Raw genomic sequence first — 17,457 nt, 5'->3', positions numbered from 1 at the left:
CAGCGAGCCCGCCCGGACGCCCAGTCGGGGAGAGGCTCCCACCCCCGTTAGACTCGGCCTTTGGCACCTTTGCGTCCCCGTTTCAGGGACGATGCGTCCCCCCGAGTCGGGACGGGGACCATCCGCCAGCCAACCGGAAGCACGGGAAGAGATGTCGGCACCGAATAAGTCGTACGACCCTGTAGAGGTCGAGGCCTTGAAACCGGAAGAGATCGAGCGCATGCGGGACGAGGCGCTCGCCGCCTTCGCGGCCGCCGGCGACCTCGACGCGCTCCAGGAGGCCAAGGTCGCCCACACCGGCGGCGCCTCGCCGCTGGCCCTCGCCAACCGCGAGATCGGCGCGCTGCCCCCGCACGCCAAGGCCGAGGCCGGCAAGCGCGTGGGCCAGGCCCGCGGCGCCGTGAACAAGGCCCTCGCCGCCCGCCAGACCGAGCTGGAGGCCGAGCGCGACACCCGGGTCCTGGTCGAGGAGGCGGTGGACGTCACCCTGCCGTACGACCGCGTACCGGCCGGCGCCCGCCACCCGCTGACCACGTTCATGGAGCGCGTCGCGGACGTCTTCGTGTCCATGGGATACGAGATCGCGGAAGGCCCCGAGGCCGAGGCGGAGTGGTTCAACTTCGACGCCCTGAACTTCACGCCCGACCACCCGGCCCGGCAGATGCAGGACACCTTCTTCGTCCAGGGCCCCGAGGGCACGGACGGCGACGAGTCCGGTGTCGTGCTGCGCACGCACACCTCGCCGGTGCAGGCCCGCGCCATGCTCGACCGTGAGCCGCCCGTCTACGTGGTGTGCCCCGGCCGGGTCTACCGCACGGACGAGCTGGACGCCACGCACACCCCGGTCTTCCACCAGATCGAGCTGCTGGCCGTCGACGAGGGCCTGACCATGGCCGACCTCAAGGGCACCCTGGACCACATGGTCCAGTCGCTCTTCGGCGCCGACATGAAGACCCGGCTGCGGCCGAACTACTTCCCCTTCACCGAGCCGTCCGCCGAGATGGACATGCTCTGCTACGTCTGCCGGGGCGCGTCCGTCGGCAACCCCGACCGGCCCTGCCGCACCTGCTCCAGCGAGGGCTGGATCGAACTCGGCGGCTGCGGCATGGTCAACCCGCGCGTCCTCGTCGCCTGCGGCGTGGACCCGGAGAAGTACAGCGGATTCGCCTTCGGGTTCGGCATCGAGCGGATGCTGATGTTCCGTCACAACGTGGAAGACATGCGAGACATGGTCGAGGGTGACGTCCGGTTCACCCGGCCGTTCGGGATGGAGATCTGATGCGGGTCCCGCTTTCCTGGCTGCGGGAGTACGTCGACCTGCCGGCCACCGAGACCGGCCGCGACGTGCAGGCCAAACTCGTTTCCGCCGGCCTGGAGGTCGAGAGGGTCGAGCAGCTCGGCACCGGCCTCAAGGGCCCGCTCGTCGTCGGCCAGGTGCTGACCATCGAGGAACTGGAGGGCTTCAAGAAGCCCATCCGCTTCTGCACCGTCGACGTCGGCGGGGCCAACGGCACCGGCGAGCCCCAGGAGATCGTCTGCGGCGCCCGCAACTTCGCCGTCGGCGACAAGGTCGTCGTGGTCCTCCCCGGCGCCGTGCTCCCCGGCGACTTCGCGATCGCCGCGCGCAAGACGTACGGCAGGACCTCGCACGGCATGATCTGCTCGGGCGACGAGCTGGGCATGGGCGACGACGGCTCGCACGGCATCATCGTGCTGCCGCCCGAGTACGAGCCCGGCACCGACGCCATCGAGCTGCTCGAGCTCGTCGACGAGGTCCTCGACATCGCCGTCACGCCCGACCGCGGCTACTGCCTGTCGATGCGCGGCGTGGCCCGCGAGACCGCCATCGCGTACGGGCTGCCGCTGCGCGACCCGGCGCTGCTCGACGTGCCGGCGCCGAACGCGTTCGGGCACCCGGTGCGCGTCCTGGAGCCGCGGGGCTGCGACCGCTTCACCGCCCGCACGGTCACCGGCCTCGACCCCGAGGCGCGCTCCCCGATCTGGCTGCAGCGCCGCCTGCAGAAGGCCGGGATGCGCCCCATCTCGCTCGCCGTCGACATCACCAACTACGTGATGCTGGAACTCGGCCAGCCCCTGCACGCGTACGACCGCTCCCGCATCCAGGGCGCGATCGGTGTGCGCCGGGCCGAACAGGGCGAGCGGCTCACCACCCTCGACGGCGTCAAGCGCACGCTCGACGCCGGGGACCTGGTGATCACCGACGACCGCGGGCCGATCGGCCTCGCGGGTGTCATGGGCGGCGCCGACACCGAGATCGACGACACCGAGGGCACCACCACCGAGGTCGTCGTCGAGGCCGCGCACTTCGACGCGATCTCGATCGCCCGCACCGCCCGCCGGCACAAGCTGGCCTCCGAGGCGTCCAGGCGCTTCGAGCGCGGCGTCGACCCGGAGGCCGCCGCGGCCGCCGCGCAGCGCACCGTCGACCTGCTCGTCCTCCTCGCCGGCGGCACCGCCGACGCGGGTGTCACGCAGATCATCGCCCCGTCCGCGCCGCACACCATCACGATCCCGGCAAACCATCCGGACCGGGTCGCCGGCGTCGAGTACGGCCGCGAGAGCGTCGTGCGCCGCCTCCAGGAGGTCGGCTGCGACGTCTACGGGCAGGACGAGCTGATCGTCACCGTGCCCTCCTGGCGTCCCGACCTCACGGACCCGAACGACCTCGCCGAAGAGGTCATCCGGCTCGAGGGCTACGAGAACCTGCCCTCCACCCTGCCCAAGCCCCCCGCGGGCCGCGGTCTCACCGACCGGCAGCGGATGCACCGCCGGTTCGGCCGCGCGCTGGCCGGCGCCGGATTCGTCGAGGCGCCGAACTACCCCTTCCTCGGCGAGCACGTCTTCGACCAGCTCGGACTGGACGCCGACGACCCCAAGCGCAAGGTCGTCAAGCTGGCCAACCCGCTCTCCGACGAGGAGCCGGCGCTCCGCACCACGCTGCTGCCCGGCCTGCTCGGCGCGCTGCGCCGCAACGACGGCCGGGGCAGCCACGACCTCGCGCTGTTCGAGACCGGTCTCGTCTTCCACCCGCGCGAGGAGCAGCGCGTCGCAGTGCGGCTGCCCGTCGACCGCCGCCCCACCGACGAGGAGATCGCGTCGCTGACCGCCGCGCTTCCCGTCCAGCCCCGGCACGCCGCCGTCGTTCTCGCGGGCGCCCGCGAGCAGGCCGGCTGGTGGGGCAAGGGCCGGCCGGCCGACTGGGCCGACGCCGTCGAGGCGGCACGCACCCTGGCCCGGGAGGCGGGCACCGAACTCCTCGTCCGCACCGGCCAGTACGGACCGTGGCACCCGGGCCGCTGCGCCGAGCTCGCCGTGGTGATCGACGGCGCCGAGCAGGTCGTCGGGTACGCCGGCGAGCTGCACCCGCGGGTCGTCAAGGCGCTGGGCCTGCCCGCGCGCACCTGCGCGGCGGAGGTGGACCTGGACGCGCTGGAGCAGGCGAGCGCGGGGCTCCCGAAGGGCCCGCACATCTCGTCGTTCCCGGTGGCCACCCAGGACGTCGCGCTGGTCGTCGAGAAGTTCGTCCCCCACGCGGACGTGGAGGCGGCGCTGTGTGAGGGCGCCGGTGAACTCCTCGAGTCCATCCGGCTGTTCGACGTCTACGAGAGCGAGCAGCTCGGCGAGGGAATGAAGTCCCTGGCCTACGCGCTGCGCTTCCGGGCAGCCGACCGCACCCTGACCGTCGACGAGGCCTCCGCGGCCCGTGACGCGGCCGTCGCCCTGGCGGCCGAGCGCACCGGGGCGGTGCTGCGCGGGGCGTGACCGTGCCGGGTCACCGCTGGTGACCCAGGTTGACGACGAGTGAGGGGCACGTCCGGATTGTCGGATGTGCCCCTCACTCGTTCGGGTGACAACTGCGGGCGATCTGGTCCGATCGGGGCATGCGGTCGAAAGAATCGGACCGGCCCCGGGGGTGTCGTCGACGGACACCCCGGGCCATTCTGCGCAGTCAGGGCCTGATGGGGGGCCGTCGGCATGATCCGTATCAAGGCTGGGGCGGTCCGCGACGTGTGGCCCCGGAGGCATTCCCGGCCGTCGGGACGGACGGCTCTCCCGGCGCGGGGCCGCCGGGACGAGCCGGGGACCCGGCTGACGCGCGCGGTCCGCCGGGCCGGGCCACGAGCGCGGCTGACGCGCGCGGTCCGCCGGACCGACCGGCTGCCCGCGCGCCGGACCGTGCGCCGTGCCCTGTCGATGGGGCCCCCCATGCTCTGGGGCGCGGGCGCCGTCACGTACAAGCTGAGCTGCCCGCTCGCCCAGCAGACCGGGCTCGGGGCCCGGATCGTCACCAGCGCCGTGTTCTTCGTCGTCGGCACGGGGCTCGTGGTCCACGTCCGGCGGACCCTGCTGCGCGAGCTCCGGCAGGTCCGCAAGGTCGCCGGTGCCGCGCAGAGTGTCCTGCTGCGTCCGCCGCCGCCGCGGATCGGCGGCCTCGACATCGCCGCGGCCCAGCTCTCCGCGGAGCGCGGTGCCGTCGTCGGAGGCGATCTGTACGACGTGACAGCCACCGAGTACGGGGTGCGGGCCGTGATCGGGGACGTCCGCGGCCACGGCCTCGGCGCCCTCACGACGGCCGCCGCCGTCCTCGGCAGCTTCCGCGAGGCCGCGCACGACGAGCCCGACCTCACCCGGGTGCTCACGCGGCTCGACCGCGCGCTGGCCCGGCATCTGCGGGAGCGGGCGAGAGCCGGGCATCCCTCGGCGGGTACCGAGCCCGACAGTCCCGTCGCGGAGGAGTTCGTCACCGTACTGCTCCTGGAGATCCGCCGCGACGGCGAGCTGCGCGTCCTCAACTGCGGTCATCCCTGGCCCTATGTGCTGCGCGCCGACCCGGCCCCGGGCGGAGCGGCCGTCCGGGTCGAGCCGCTCTCGTGCGGCGAACCGCTGCCGCCGCTCGGCCCGTTCCCGCTCCCGGCCGATCTGACGCCGTCAGCCCACGGGCGGCTGCTGCCCGGTGACGCCCTCGTGCTGCACACCGACGGGGTCGAGGACGCGCGGGACGCCCGTGGCCGGTTCTTCTCGCTGTCCGCCGCGCTCACCGGGTGCGTCCGTACGCGGCCCGTCTCACCCCAGGCCGTGCTGGCTGCCGTCTTCTCCGGGCTGCGGCGCCACAGCGGCGGCCCGCCGACCGACGACGCGGCGCTGCTCGTCCTCCACAACGCCCGTCAACCCGCCCACCACCAGGGCGAGCCCGTGGGGCACCGCGCACACCCCGTCGTGTGAGTTCGGCGCGCCGTCCGCCCCGCCGCGGAGTGCCGGGCAGGCGGCCGGGCGGACGGCGCGGAAGCGGGCCGCCGCACTGTACGAGGGGGAGCCGGCGGCCCGCCCGGCCTCTTGCGAGGCAATTCAGTCAAGCGGCCCGAAACGCTCCGCAACAGCGCGTGCACTGCGCGGATTCGGGCATTCCGATCACACCCCGTGTGAAGCCGGACGCACTACGCTGTCGACACCGAGTCATCGGAGGGCCTCCATGCAGCCCAACACTCTGCTCGACGCGATTCTCGACGAGGCCGGGATCTCCCACGCGGGTCTCGCCGCGCACGTCAACCAGGCGGGCCGGGCGCGCGGCCTCGCGCTGCGGTACGAACACACCGCCGTGGCGCGGTGGTTGAAGGGACAGCGCCCCCGCGGTCAGGTGCCCGACCTGATCTGCGAGGTGCTCGCGGGCCGGCTGCACCGGCCCGTCACGCTCGACGACATCGGTCTCGGAGTCCCCGGCGAGCCCTCCGTCCCGCACGCCACCTCGCTCTCCGGCTTCGTGGAACGGGCCACGGCCCTGTGGCGCTCCGACGAGCAGCAACGGCCGCACATCCTCGGCGCCCCGGCCGTCACCGGTACGCCCGCCGTGATGCCCGTGTGGGAGTGGGAGAACCCGCCCGAGGACGTCGACGTCTCGCGCGGCGGGCGCCACCGGGTCAAGATGGCCGACATCGAGATGCTCCGCGCGGCCCGCGCCCACTACGAGCAGATGTACCGCAAGGCGGGCGGCGTCGCGACCCGCACCCGGATCGTCGGTTTCCTGAACTCCGAGACCGCGCCCCTGCTGCGCGGCAGCTACACCGACGAGACCGGCCGTCAACTCCACCGCGCCACCGGCGGACTGGTGGCCGTCGCGGGGATCTGCGCCTATGACTCCGACGCGCACGGACTCGCCCAGCGCTATTTCCATCAGGCGCTGCGCCTGGCAAAGGCCAGTGGGGACCGGGGACTTGGTGCCTACGTGATAGCACTGCTCGTCAACCAGTCGCTGTTCATGCGGGAGTACCGGCAGGCCGTCGCCTTCGCCGAGGCCGCGCTGCGTGCCGCGGGCCGGCACATCACCCCGGCGCTCGCCTCCGACCTCTACGCGATGCAGGCCAAGGCGTACGCGCATCTCGGCGACGGCAGCAGCGCGCTGTCCTGCATCCGACGGGCCGAACTGGCGGCCGATCGCATCCGGCGCGGTTACGAGCCCGACGAGACCGGCTATGTCCAACCGGGCCTGGTGAACGTACAGGTGGCGGAGGCGCTGCTCAGTCTCGGGGACCTGGTGGCCGCGGCCGAGCACGCCGCGGCGGCGGTGGACACCCCCGCGCACGACCGGGGGCGGGTGCACCGGCTCGCGATGCTCAGCCAGATCGAGCTGCGCCAGGGCAACGCCGACAAGGCGGTGGCGACCGCCGTCCAGATGGCCGAGCAGGCGCGGGGGATGGAGTCCCAGCGCCTGCGCGACAGACTGCGGGCGGTACGCGAACACCTGGTGACCAGCGGTTGCGCCGGTACGGCCGAGGCCGCCGAACTCATCGACGGGGCCCTGCGCGTACCGCTGTAGAAGACCCGGACGACCCTGCCGCACGCCCGCGGGGAACCCGTGGGAACACCTCATGCCGTGCCGGGGAGACGGGCCGTCCGTCCCCGCGCGGCACACCGCGCCTGCCGCCGCGCTGTGAGCCAACTGCCGCGAGCCTGCTGCCACGACGCTCCTGCTGCGATATTGCCATCTACTCGGCGGAAGGTGGCAGAACCGTGCAGTGGACGAAACAGAACGAACAAACTGTGTATGAAAACCGCTGGTTCAGCGTCAATCTCGCAGATGTCGAGCTGCCGGACGGCCGGCATCTCGATCACTTCCTGATAAGGCTGCGGCCCGTGGCCGTGGCCACCGTGGTGAACGAGGCCAACGAGGTACTGCTCCTGTGGCGGCACCGCTTCATCACCGACAGCTGGGGATGGGAGCTGGCGGCGGGCGTCGTCGAGGACGGCGAGGACATCGCCGTAGCGGCGGCCCGCGAACTGGAGGAGGAGACCGGCTGGCGGCCGGGACCCCTGCGCCGTCTGATGAGCGTCGAGCCCTGCAACGGGCTCACCGACGCCAGGCACCACATCTACTGGGCCGACGAAGGCACGTACATCGGGCACCCCGTGGACGACTTCGAATCGGACCGCCGGGAATGGGTTCCCTTGAAACTCGTCCCGGACATGGTCGCCCGCGGTGAGGTCCCGGCCGCCAACATGGCGGCCGCACTGCTTCTCCTGCACCACTTGAGGCTCGGGCAGGACGCCGTGCCCTGATCCCCCGCGCGTCCTGCGACCCGCAGGCTCCAGGCCGTGTCCGCAAAGTCCCGTCGTCCGCCCGGAGGGCGGGTTCCGCGGCGTCTGGTGCGTGCTCTGGGGGTCCCCCCGGCCGGAGGCTGGGGGAGTGCCGGGCGGAGACCCTCGTACTGGACGTACTTGGGGCTTCGCCCGGTGCGGCGAGTGGGGGCACCTCCCACGCCTTCAGGGCAGTGGGGGAGCGTGCCAGGCGTCGCGGAACAGGCGGGACTTTGCGGACACGGCCTAGTGGCCGAGGGCCTGCCAGATCGCCACGACGAGTGCGCCCACGGCCGTGACGGCCGCGACCGCGGGCAGCGGCCAGCGGGAGTGTTCGAGGGCGACGACCCGTGCGCTCAGGTCGTCGAGCTCCTTGGCGGTCTGTTCGGCACGGTGACTCAGCAGAGCCAGCCCTCCCTCGACGCGCGCGTGCGCCACGTCGAGGCGGCGCCGTAACTCTGCGAGTTCCCCTTGGACCACGGGATGCTCCCGGTCGACGGTCACGTGATCGCTCCTTTGCGTAGTCATCACATCCCTTTCCTGCGCACGGAAAGTCAACTCGCCTGGTGGGTGCGCGGGGAGCGTGTGCGAAGGGCATATGCGAGCCCGGCGCGCACACGGTGTGTGAATGGAGCGGGCCCGGCGCGCGAAGGCGAGCCGGGCCCGTTTCCCGTCCGATGGTGACGGAGCGTGTTCGCAGGCGCGAGTGAGGCGGGGTGATCGCGCCGCCATGGCCGAGACCGGACGCGGCTGGCCGGATCGAGCGCCTTCGCCCGGTAACGGGGACGAGGCGGGAACCCGGCTCAGGAGTACGTGTAGAACCCGGAGCCCGTCTTCCGGCCGAGCCGGCCCGCGTCGACCATGCGCTGGAGCAGCGGGGGAGCGGCGTACAGCGGCTCCTTGTACTCCTCGTACATCGAGTACGCGACCGAGGCCACCGTGTCCAGGCCGATCAGGTCGGACAGCTTGAGCGGACCCATCGGATGGGCGCAGCCCAGCTCCATGCCGTTGTCGATGTCCTCGCGGCTCGCGATGCCCGACTCGAACATCCGGATCGCCGAGAGCAGGTAGGGGATGAGGAGCGCGTTGACCACGAAACCGGAGCGGTCCTGGGCGCGGATCGCGTGCTTGCCGAGGATCTTCTCGACGAGTACCTGCGCCCGGCTGAGGGTCCCCTCGGAGGTGGTCAGCGCGGGGATCAGCTCGACGAGCTGCTGCACGGGCGCCGGGTTGAAGAAGTGGATGCCGATGACCTGGTCGGGACGCGAGGTGGCGACGGCCAGTTTCACCAGCGGGATCGAGGAGGTGTTGGAGGCGAGGATCGCGTCCTGCCGGGTCACCACCTGGTCGAGGACCTGGAAGATCTCGGTCTTCACCTGCTCGTTCTCGACGACGGCCTCGATCACCAGGTCACGGTCGGCGAACTCGCCGAGGTCGGTGGTGAAGGTGAGCCGGTCCTGCGTCGCCCGCAGCTCGTCCGCGGAGATCTTTCCGCGCTCGGCCGCCTTGGAGAGGGAGTTGAAAAGCCGGGTACGGCCAATCTCCAACGCCTCGCCGGTGGTCTCGGCGACCTTGACGTCAAGGCCGGCACGGGCGCACACCTCGGCGATGCCCGCCCCCATCTGGCCGCAGCCCACCACTCCGACGCGTTCGATGTCGGTCACATCGTCCCTTTCGCTGGTCATCGTGCCCGCAGGTCCCCCGTTGTCCGGTGCCTGCTCCGATCGAGCACGTTACTCCGGAAGTGCCGGTGATCGATCGTCCGGGTCGGGCATGCTGGGCCGGGAGACGATCCGTGACGGGGCGGATCCGCAGCGTATGGGGGTGCACGGATGGGGCGGGTGTCACGTCGGGCGTTCGCGGTGGCGGCGCTGGCCACGCTGTCGGGCCTGCCGGCCGCGGGGGACGCGGCGGGCGTTCCCGGTGCGCGGGGCGCCGGTGCCGCGGGCGCGCGGAGGCGTGCGGCGCGCGGGATGCGCGGCATGTGGCTGGCGACGGTCGCCAACCGCGACTGGCCCTCGCGGGCCGGCCTCACCGCGGCCGAGCAGCGCGCCGAACTCCTGGCCCACCTCGACACGGCGGTCAGCCGCCGCCTCAATGCCGTGATCTTCCAAGTGCGCCCGACGGCCGACGCGCTGTGGCCCTCGTCCTACGAGCCCTGGTCGCAGTACCTGACCGGCGTCCAGGGCCGGCACCCCGGCTGGGACCCGCTCGGCACGGCGGTCACGGAGGCGCACGCCCGGGGGCTCGAACTGCACGCGTGGTTCAACCCGTACCGGATCGCCAACCACACCGACCCGACGCGGCTGATCGCCTCGCATCCCGCCCGGCTGCACCCCGACTGGGCCGTGCCGTACGGCGGGAAGCTGTACTACAACCCTGGTCTGCCCGAAGTGCGCGCGTTCGTGCAGGACGCGATGCTCGACGCGGTGCGCCGGTACTCGATCGACGCCGTGCACTGGGACGACTACTTCTACCCGTATCCGGTGGCGGGCCAGGTCTTCGACGACGACGCGGCGTACGCGGCCCACGGCGCGGGTTTCCCGGACCGTGCCGCCTGGCGGCGGCACAACATCGACCTGCTGGTGCGGGAGACGGCCGCCCGCGTGCGGCGCGTGAGGCCCGGCACCCGGTTCGGGATCAGCCCCTTCGCCGTGTGGCGCAACGTGGCGACCGACCCGCTCGGCTCGGACACCCGGGCCGGCGTCCAGACGTACGACGATCTGTACGCGGACACCCGGACATGGGTGCGCAGGCGCTGGATCGACTACATCTGCCCGCAGGTGTACTGGAACATCGGCTTCGCCGCGGCCGACTACGCGAAGCTGGTGCCGTGGTGGGCGGAGGTCGTCCGGGGCACCGGCGTGCGGCTGTACGTGGGTGAGGCGCTGTACAAGGCCGGCGATCCGGCCCAGCCCGCGGCCTGGCAGGACCCGGCCGAGCTGTCCCGCCACCTCACCTTCGCCCAGGGCCACCCTCAGGTGCGCGGCCACGTCTTCTTCTCGGCCAGGGAGGTGTCCGTGGACCGGATCGGGGCGATGGCACGCGTGGTCGCCGATCACTACGGACGGCCGGGACCGGCCCGGTAGCGGGCGCCCGTGCCGCGACGGCGTCCGTGCCGCCGACGACGGCGCACCGGCGCCGGCCGACGCCCGCCGGACGCGGCCACCCCGCCGTTCGGCCCCCGGGTGCCGGGTGCCGGGTGCCGGGTCGGTCAGCGCGGGAAGAGCGGCTGGACCACGGTGTCCCTGTGGCGGATCTCGGAGTCGGGGCCCGGCGACATCACTGCCTCGTGCCCGTCCTGGAAGCGCACACGGTACGGGGGAGTGCCTTCCGCCCCCATGACCTCGGTGATCTCCGCGACCTTGTCGTGCTGGCCGACGATCCTGCCGTGCGTCACCAGCTGGTCGCCCACGGTTGCACGCATCGTGAGGTCCTCCTCGTCACGTGCCGGATTTGGTCCGTGCGACAAGTCTACGGCCGACGGCTGCCGTTGACACGGTCCGTGGCCGGAGGTCAGCCCCGTGCCCGCTGGGTGAGCGCGATGCAGACCAGCACGGCCGCGGCTGTCAGGGGTGCGGCCGGGGTGAGGTGCTCCCCGAGGAGCAGCACCGACCACACCAGGGTGAGCAGCGGCTGTGCCAGCTGCAACTGGCTGGCCTTCGGGACGCCGATCGCCGCCATGCCCCGGTACCAGACCACCAGGCCGAGGAACTGCGAACCGGCCGCGACCCACAGCAGTCCGGTCACGCTGTGCGCCGTGAGGTGGACGGGCTCGTACGACAGCGCGACCAGCGCGCCCGGCACGGAGAGCGGCAGGCACAGCACCAGCGCCCACCCGATGACCTGCCACCCCGGCATGACCCGGGCCAGCCGGCCACCCTCGGTGTAGCCGGCGGCGCAGACCAGCAGGGCGCCGAAGAGATACGCGTCCGCGCCGGTCAGCCTCCCGCCACTCTGCTGCACGGTGAACGCGATCACCGCGGCCGCCCCGGCGAACGCGGCGGCCCAGAAGGTCCGGGAGGGCCGGGCCCCGGTGCGCGCCGCGGAGAGCAGGGCGGTCGTCAGCGGCAGCAGACCGACCACGACGGCCGCGTGCGACGTGGTGGCCGTCTCCAGCGCGAGGGTCGTCAGCAGGGGGAACCCGAGCACGACACCCGCGGCGACCACGGCGAGCCCGGTCCAGTGCCGCCGCCCGGGCAACGGGACGCGCAGCGCCAGCAGACAGCCGCCCGCGACGAGCGCCGCGAGGACGCTGCGGACCGCCACGAGGGACCAGGGGCCGAAACCCTCCAGGCCCCAGGCGGTGGCGGGGAAGGTGAGCGAGAAGGCGGTGACGCCGAGGGCGGCCAGGAGGGTGCCCGTGCGGGCGTCGCCCCGCTGCCGCACGTCGCCCCGGTGGTCCGAGCGGGCGCTGCCGGGGGAGTCCGGCGGGCCGGTGTGCGAGCTGCCGGGGGTGTCCAGCGGGCCGGTGTGCGAGCTGCCGGGCGTGCTGACCGCTATCGCGGTCCGAGCGGTAGCGCTATCCTGTGCTGTCATGCATGAGCGTAGCAGCGTTGGTGAACTGGCGAATCAGCTGCGGCGGGAACTGAACCGCTACTCTCCCGGTGGAAAGCTGCCGTCGAGTCGGGCCCTGGTGGAGCGGTTCCGGGTCAGCCCCGTGACCGTGTCGGGGGCGCTGGCGCAGCTGGCCGCGGAGGGGCTGGTGGTGACGCGGCCGGGAGCCGGAGCCTTCCGGGCCGCGGCGCGTACCGCTCCCGTCTCGGCCGGGGACACCGCCTGGCAGACGGTGTCGCTGAGCGCGGACGCCGCCACCGAACTGGTACCCCGCACCGTGGACGCCTCCGGCGTGCTGGTGTCACTGGCCGCCCCGCCGCCCGGCGTGATCGAGTTCAACGGCGGCTACCTCCATCCCTCGTTGCAGCCCGAGCGGGCGATGGGCGCCGCCCTGTCCAGGGCGGGGAGGCGGCCCGGCGTCTGGGGACGGCCGCCCGTCGAGGGCCTCCCGGAGCTGCGGGAGTGGTTCGCCCGGTACATCGGCGGGGCCGTCTCCGCGGCGGAGGTGCTGATCACCGCGGGGGGCCAGTCGGCGCTCACCACCGCGCTGCGCGCGCTCGCTCCGCCGGGTGCGCCGGTCCTCGTCGAATCGCCCACCTATCCGGGGATGCTGGCGATCGCCCGCGCCGCGGGGCTGCGTCCCGTGCCGGTGCCGGTGGACCCGGACGGGGTGCAACCCGCCCTGCTCGCCGACGCGTTCCGGGCGACGGGCGCCGGCGTCTTCGTCTGCCAGCCGCTGTTCCAGAACCCGACCGGAGCGGTCCTCGCGCCCGAGCGGCGCGGCGAGGTACTGCGTATCGCCCGGGAGGCGGGGGCGTTCGTCGTCGAGGACGACTTCGTGCGGCGGCTCGCGCACGAGGACGCCGGGCCGCTGCCCCGGCCGCTCGCCTCGGAGGATCCCGACGGAGTGGTCGTGCACGTGAACTCCCTGACGAAGGCCACCTCGCCGAGCTTCCGGGTGAGCGCGCTCGCCGCCCGCGGCCCGGTCCTCGAAAGGCTGCGCGCCATCCAGGTCGTCGACACCTTCTTCGTGCCGCGGCCCCTCCAGGAAGCGGCCCTGGAACTCGTCGGCTCGCCGGCCTGGCCGCGCCATCTGCGCTCCCTCTCGGCCGAGTTGAAGCACCGGCGCGATGCCATGACCTCGGCGCTCCGCCTCCACCTGCCCGAACTCGCCCTGCCGCACATCCCGTCCGGCGGCTACCAGCTCTGGGCGCGCCTGCCCGACGGCACGGACGAGGCCGCGCTCGTCGCGGGGGCCCTGCGGGCGGGGGTGGCCGTGACGCCCGGCCGTCCCTACTTCAGCGCCGAACCGCCCGCCGGACATCTGCGGTTGAGCTTCGCGGCCGTCGCGGGCCCGGGAGAGATCACCGAGGGCGTACGGCGACTGCGCGCGGCGTGCGACGAGGTGCTCCGGCGGACCGGGGATCGATGACGTGGACCGGGCCGCCGCTTCCAGGTACGCGCCCCCGGGGTGATCCCGTCAATACCCTCAGTTACACCTCTTGACCTGCGAAGTTTCGCGCTCCACCATCACCGCATGCCTCTTCGGGTCACCTTCGTCGCTGCCGCGCGCAGCTCCGCGCTGCTCGCCGAGCGCTTCGAGGACGACCGGCCGCTGGACCAGGCCGGCTGGGACGAAGCGCAGCGTGCCGCACGTGGACTCGTGCCGCCATCGGCCGCCGAGTCGCGCTACTGCTCGCCGACCCCGCGCAGCAGGGCGACCGGCGACGCGCTCGGCTATGCGCCGCTCGTCCAGGTCGCGCTGCGCGACTGCGACATGGGGCGCTGGCGCGGCTTCACGCTCGGCGAGGCGATGGCCCGCGAACCCGACGCCGTCGACGCCTGGCTCGCCGACCCGCACTCCGCCCCGCACGGCGGGGAGTCGCTGGCGTCCTTCGTCTCCCGGGTGGGCGACTGGCTCGACACCCGGCCCGCCGGCGACGGCGGCCGGATTGTCGCCGTCGTCGAACCCTCCGTCGTCCGGGCCGCCCTCGTCCATGCCCTGAAGGCCCAGCCGTCCGCGTACTGGAACATCGACGTCCGACCCCTGTCGACGGTCACCGTCACCGGGCAGAAGGGGCGCTGGAACCTGCGCCTGGAATCCGGGCTCGAGCGCGTCTAGGGACTGTCCGTCTCCGGCAGGCGGACGTAGTCGGTGGTGAGGACCAGGTCCTTGGCCGGGCCGCCCACCCGCCACACCGTCCGCCAGTGGTCCGTGTCGTGGACCGTGAACTCGCCCCGGTAGAGGTCCGCCGCGCAGGGATGGACGGCGACATGGCGGCCCGTGGACAGGTCGAGGTCGTGGAAGAAGCGGCCGTCGGAGAACCGTACGGCCGCGGTACCCGCGCGGTCCCCGGGCCGGAACCACAGCGTCCGCTCGGCGGGACGGGGAGTGCCCTGCCAGAGGAAGGTCCCGGACTCGTGGTGCAGGAGGCCGTCGCTGCCGTCCTCGGGCGGTGAGAAGACCGTCGTGCCGGTGAACCGCCCCTCGGCGCCGGCCGCGAGATCCGCCACCCGGCGCTCCACCCGCCAGCTCCCGGCCAGGTAAGCCAGCGTGTCGGCCACCGGCCTGAACTCGCCCATCCCGCCCTGCTCTCCGTCACTTCCGACCCCGGTACGCACCCGCGCACATCCGATGCTGCGCAACCCATTGACGCGCTTCGGCCACCTCCCTATCTTGCCGTTCGAAGTACTGATCACTGTCCGAGATTTCGAACAAGTTCAGACTACAGAGCCGCGGAGTATCCATGTCACCCACCCGCACCCGCTGGAGACTCGGTCTCACGGCCGCCGCGCTCCTGGTGGCCTCGGCCGTCGTGCCCGGCCCCGCGAACGCAGCCGACGTCACCGACTACTCGATCACCGTCGACCCGAAGGGCTCGGGAGCGAAGATCGACGACACGATGTACGGCGTCTTCTTCGAGGACATCAACCGCGCCGCGGACGGCGGGCTGTACGCCGAGCTCGTCCAGAACCGCTCCTTCGAGTACAGCACCGCGGACAACGCGTCCTACACCCCGCTCACCTCCTGGGACACCAGCGGCACCGCCCGGGTGGTGAACGACGGCGGACGCCTCAACGCTCGCAACCGCAGCTATCTCACCCTGGGCGGCGACTCCTCGGTCACCAACTCCGGCTACAACACCGGGATCAGGGTCGAACGCGGCAAGGTCTACGACTTCTCGGTCCGGGCCCGCGCCGAAGCGGCCACCTCCCTCACCCTGACGCTGCACGACGCCGACGGCACACTCGCCCGCGCCCGCCGGGTCGGCGTGCGCGGCGGATGGGCGGAGTACACGGCGAAGTTCACCGCGAGCCGTACCAGCAGCACCGGCCGCCTCACCGTGGCCGCCGGCCGTCCCGCGGCGCTCGACATGATCTCGCTGATGCCGCGGGACACTTACAAGGGCCATGGTCTGCGCAGGGACCTCGCCGAGAAGATCGCTGCCCTCCACCCGGGCTTCGTACGCTTCCCGGGCGGCTGTCTGGTCAACACCGGCAGCATGGAGGGATACGACGAGGCCTCGGGCTACGAGCGCCGCCGCTCCTACCAGTGGAAGGACACCGTCGGCCCCGTCGAGCAGCGCGCGACGAACTCCAACTTCTGGGCCTACAACCAGAGTTACGGCCTCGGATACTACGAGTACTTCCAGTTCTCGGAGGACGTCGGCGCGATGCCGCTGCCCGTCGTGCCGGCGCTGGTCACCGGCTGCGGCGAGAACCGGGCCACGGACGACGACGCCCTCCTCGCACGGCACATCCAGGACACCCTCGACCTGATCGAGTTCGCGAACGGGCCCGTCACCAGCGAATGGGGAGCGAAGCGGGCGGCGATGGGCCACCCCCGGCCCTTCCGCCTCACCCACCTCGAGGTCGGCAACGAGGAGAACCTGCCCACCGAGTTCCTCGCCCGCTTCGAGAAGTTCCGCGCGGCCATCGCGGCCGAGTACCCGGACATCACCGTGATCTCCAACTCCGGTCCCGACGACAGCGGTCCGGTCTTCGACACGGCCTGGAAGCTCAACAAGGACGCGGACGTCGACATGGTCGACGAGCACTACTACAACAGCCCGCGGTGGTTCCTGCAGAACAACGACCGCTACGACTCCTACGACCGCGGCGGACCCGAGGTCTTCCTCGGCGAGTACGCCTCGGGCGGCAACACGTTCAAGAACGCCCTCGCCGAAGCCGCCTACATGACCGGCCTGGAACGCAACGCGGACGTCGTGAAGCTGGCCTCGTACGCCCCGCTGCTCGCCAACGAGGACTACGTCCAGTGGCGGCCCGACATGATCTGGTTCAACAACCACGCCTCCTGGGGATCGGCCGACTACGAGGTGCAGAAGCTCTTCATGCGGAACGTCGGCGACCGCGTGGTGCCCTCCACGGCGAGCGGCACACCGGACGTGAGCGGGCCCCTCTCCGGCGCGGTGGGCCTGTCGACATGGGCGACCACGGCCGCGTACGACGACGTCCGCGTCACCGGCGCGGACGGCACCACCCTGCTCGACGACGACTTCAGCGGTGATGCCGGACGGTGGACCCACACGGGCACCGGCAGCTGGAGCGTCCAGGACGGCCAGTACGTGCAGACCGACGAGGCCGCCACCGACACCATGGTCTCGGCGGGCGACCCCGCCTGGCACGACTACGACCTGCATGTGAAGGCCACCAAGAAGTCCGGCAAGGAGGGCTTCCTCGTCGCCTTCGGCGTCAAGGACACCGGCAACTACTACTGGTGGAACCTCGGCGGCTGGAACAACACCACGTCGGCCGTGGAACAGGCCGTCGACGGCGGCAAGTCGACCCTGCTCTCCAAGCCCGGCTCGATCGAGACGGGCCGCGCCTACGACGTCGACATCAAGGTGCGGGGGCGCCAGGTCACCCTCTACCTCGACGGCGAGAAGTGGGGAACCTTCACCGACGACAAACCGGCCGAGCCGTTCCGGCAGGTCGTCACACGCGACGCCAAGAGCGGTGACCTGATCGTCAAGGTCGTCAACGCCCAGTCGGCGGACGCCCGTACGGCCGTCGGCCTCGGCGGCGCGAAGGTCGCCTCCAGGGCGAAGGTCACCACGCTGGCCGCCTCGCCCGACGCGGTGAACAGCGAGACCGCGACCGCCGTCGCGCCCGTGACGTCCACCTTCGAGGGGGTCGCCGACAGGTTCACGTACACCTTCCCGGCGAACTCCGTGACCTTCCTGAGGATCAGGACGCGGTAGGCGCCGAGGGCGCGGACGCCCCTGCCGGACGACGGGTCACCGGCCCGTGGCCCGGCGGGGGCGACCGGGCCCCCGGACTCCCGAGGCC

14 protein-coding genes are annotated in these 17,457 nt (G+C 72.4%); 9 read left to right on the top strand and 5 right to left on the bottom strand.

All coding sequences use genetic code 11. From position 1 onward, the window contains the following. Positions 1-151 precede the first annotated feature (151 nt). The 5 genes from pheS (at position 152) to ACFYP4_RS27435 (ending at position 7,572) form a co-directional block, all read left to right on the top strand. Positions 152-1,279, top strand: a complete 1,128-nt coding sequence (pheS, locus tag ACFYP4_RS27455) for a phenylalanine--tRNA ligase subunit alpha (protein WP_358854682.1) — start codon at positions 152-154, stop codon at positions 1,277-1,279. Further along, on the top strand, positions 1,279-3,783 hold the full coding sequence (pheT, locus tag ACFYP4_RS27450; RefSeq protein WP_358854681.1) for a phenylalanine--tRNA ligase subunit beta: 2,505 nt from the start codon (positions 1,279-1,281) through the stop codon (positions 3,781-3,783). The genes pheS and pheT overlap by 1 nt, the downstream gene beginning before the upstream one ends. 444 nt (positions 3,784-4,227) lie before the next feature. Beyond that, positions 4,228-5,244 (top strand): PP2C family protein-serine/threonine phosphatase, encoded by a 1,017-nt coding sequence (locus ACFYP4_RS27445; RefSeq protein ID WP_388788902.1) that lies wholly within the window; start codon positions 4,228-4,230, stop codon positions 5,242-5,244. A gap of 247 nt (positions 5,245-5,491) precedes the next feature. Next, positions 5,492-6,832 carry a transcriptional regulator gene (locus tag ACFYP4_RS27440; RefSeq protein WP_358854679.1) on the top strand — a complete coding sequence of 447 codons (1,341 nt, stop codon included), beginning with the start codon at positions 5,492-5,494 and terminating at the stop codon, positions 6,830-6,832. Between the two features lie 194 nt (positions 6,833-7,026). Next, positions 7,027-7,572, top strand: coding sequence for an NUDIX hydrolase (locus ACFYP4_RS27435; protein WP_358854678.1), 546 nt, complete (start codon positions 7,027-7,029; stop codon positions 7,570-7,572). Between the two features lie 264 nt (positions 7,573-7,836). Here the strand turns inward: ACFYP4_RS27435 and ACFYP4_RS27430 are convergent, their stop codons facing one another. Then, positions 7,837-8,094 (bottom strand): hypothetical protein, encoded by a 258-nt coding sequence (locus ACFYP4_RS27430; RefSeq protein ID WP_358854677.1) that lies wholly within the window; start codon positions 8,092-8,094, stop codon positions 7,837-7,839. Positions 8,095-8,393: 299 nt separating this feature from the next. Continuing rightward, positions 8,394-9,275 carry a 3-hydroxybutyryl-CoA dehydrogenase gene (locus tag ACFYP4_RS27425; protein ID WP_358854676.1) on the bottom strand — a complete coding sequence of 294 codons (882 nt, stop codon included), beginning with the start codon at positions 9,273-9,275 and terminating at the stop codon, positions 8,394-8,396. Between the two features lie 147 nt (positions 9,276-9,422). On the opposite strand from ACFYP4_RS27425, the gene ACFYP4_RS27420 reads away from it, so the two are divergent. Next, positions 9,423-10,679 carry a glycoside hydrolase family 10 protein gene (locus ACFYP4_RS27420; RefSeq protein WP_388788897.1) on the top strand — a complete coding sequence of 419 codons (1,257 nt, stop codon included), beginning with the start codon at positions 9,423-9,425 and terminating at the stop codon, positions 10,677-10,679. A gap of 125 nt (positions 10,680-10,804) precedes the next feature. Here the strand turns inward: ACFYP4_RS27420 and ACFYP4_RS27415 are convergent, their stop codons facing one another. Together ACFYP4_RS27415 and ACFYP4_RS27410 are read right to left on the bottom strand one after the other, a co-directional pair. Continuing rightward, positions 10,805-11,017, bottom strand: coding sequence for a DUF1918 domain-containing protein (locus tag ACFYP4_RS27415; RefSeq protein WP_358854674.1), 213 nt, complete (start codon positions 11,015-11,017; stop codon positions 10,805-10,807). Positions 11,018-11,106: 89 nt separating this feature from the next. Next, positions 11,107-12,129: a DMT family transporter gene (locus tag ACFYP4_RS27410; RefSeq protein WP_388788894.1), complete on the bottom strand. Its 1,023-nt coding sequence runs from the start codon at positions 12,127-12,129 to the stop codon at positions 11,107-11,109. Between ACFYP4_RS27410 and ACFYP4_RS27405 the strand changes: the two genes are divergently transcribed. Then, positions 12,128-13,579 (top strand): PLP-dependent aminotransferase family protein, encoded by a 1,452-nt coding sequence (locus ACFYP4_RS27405; protein ID WP_388788890.1) that lies wholly within the window; start codon positions 12,128-12,130, stop codon positions 13,577-13,579. The genes ACFYP4_RS27410 and ACFYP4_RS27405 overlap by 2 nt on opposite strands. Positions 13,580-13,684: 105 nt before the next feature. Beyond that, positions 13,685-14,269 carry a histidine phosphatase family protein gene (locus ACFYP4_RS27400; RefSeq protein WP_388788887.1) on the top strand — a complete coding sequence of 195 codons (585 nt, stop codon included), beginning with the start codon at positions 13,685-13,687 and terminating at the stop codon, positions 14,267-14,269. Here the strand turns inward: ACFYP4_RS27400 and ACFYP4_RS27395 are convergent. Further along, the gene (locus tag ACFYP4_RS27395) at positions 14,266-14,730 is read right to left on the bottom strand and encodes a DUF6314 family protein (RefSeq protein WP_358854670.1); all 465 of its coding nucleotides are present in this window, start codon (positions 14,728-14,730) and stop codon (positions 14,266-14,268) included. The genes ACFYP4_RS27400 and ACFYP4_RS27395 overlap by 4 nt on opposite strands. Positions 14,731-14,894: 164 nt before the next feature. Here ACFYP4_RS27395 and ACFYP4_RS27390 point away from each other — a divergent pair, with 164 nt between their 5' ends. Next, positions 14,895-17,369, top strand: a complete 2,475-nt coding sequence (locus ACFYP4_RS27390) for an alpha-L-arabinofuranosidase C-terminal domain-containing protein (protein ID WP_358854669.1) — start codon at positions 14,895-14,897, stop codon at positions 17,367-17,369. The last annotated feature ends 88 nt before the right edge of the window (positions 17,370-17,457 follow it).

Origin of the sequence: Streptomyces sp. NPDC005551 (assembly GCF_042871785.1) — a bacterium.
Classification (GTDB): domain Bacteria; phylum Actinomycetota; class Actinomycetes; order Streptomycetales; family Streptomycetaceae; genus Streptomyces.
Note: the sequence above shows the minus strand (reverse complement) of the source record. Positions and strands in the feature narration are given on the sequence as shown.

Bases quoted from the DNA above. Each gene is read 5' to 3' on its own strand.
- ACFYP4_RS27390 (WP_358854669.1), top strand. From the start codon at position 14,895: ATGTCACCCACCCGCACCCGCTGGAGACTCGGTCTCACGGCCGCCGCG.
- ACFYP4_RS27395 (WP_358854670.1), bottom strand. From the start codon at position 14,730: ATGGGCGAGTTCAGGCCGGTGGCCGACACGCTGGCTTACCTGGCCGGG.
- ACFYP4_RS27415 (WP_358854674.1), bottom strand. From the start codon at position 11,017: ATGCGTGCAACCGTGGGCGACCAGCTGGTGACGCACGGCAGGATCGTC.
- ACFYP4_RS27425 (WP_358854676.1), bottom strand. From the start codon at position 9,275: ATGACCAGCGAAAGGGACGATGTGACCGACATCGAACGCGTCGGAGTG.
- ACFYP4_RS27400 (WP_388788887.1), top strand. From the start codon at position 13,685: ATGCCTCTTCGGGTCACCTTCGTCGCTGCCGCGCGCAGCTCCGCGCTG.
- ACFYP4_RS27440 (WP_358854679.1), top strand. From the start codon at position 5,492: ATGCAGCCCAACACTCTGCTCGACGCGATTCTCGACGAGGCCGGGATC.
- pheT (WP_358854681.1), top strand. From the start codon at position 1,279: ATGCGGGTCCCGCTTTCCTGGCTGCGGGAGTACGTCGACCTGCCGGCC.
- ACFYP4_RS27445 (WP_388788902.1), top strand. From the start codon at position 4,228: ATGCTCTGGGGCGCGGGCGCCGTCACGTACAAGCTGAGCTGCCCGCTC.
- ACFYP4_RS27420 (WP_388788897.1), top strand. From the start codon at position 9,423: ATGGGGCGGGTGTCACGTCGGGCGTTCGCGGTGGCGGCGCTGGCCACG.
- ACFYP4_RS27405 (WP_388788890.1), top strand. From the start codon at position 12,128: ATGCATGAGCGTAGCAGCGTTGGTGAACTGGCGAATCAGCTGCGGCGG.
- ACFYP4_RS27410 (WP_388788894.1), bottom strand. From the start codon at position 12,129: ATGACAGCACAGGATAGCGCTACCGCTCGGACCGCGATAGCGGTCAGC.
- pheS (WP_358854682.1), top strand. From the start codon at position 152: ATGTCGGCACCGAATAAGTCGTACGACCCTGTAGAGGTCGAGGCCTTG.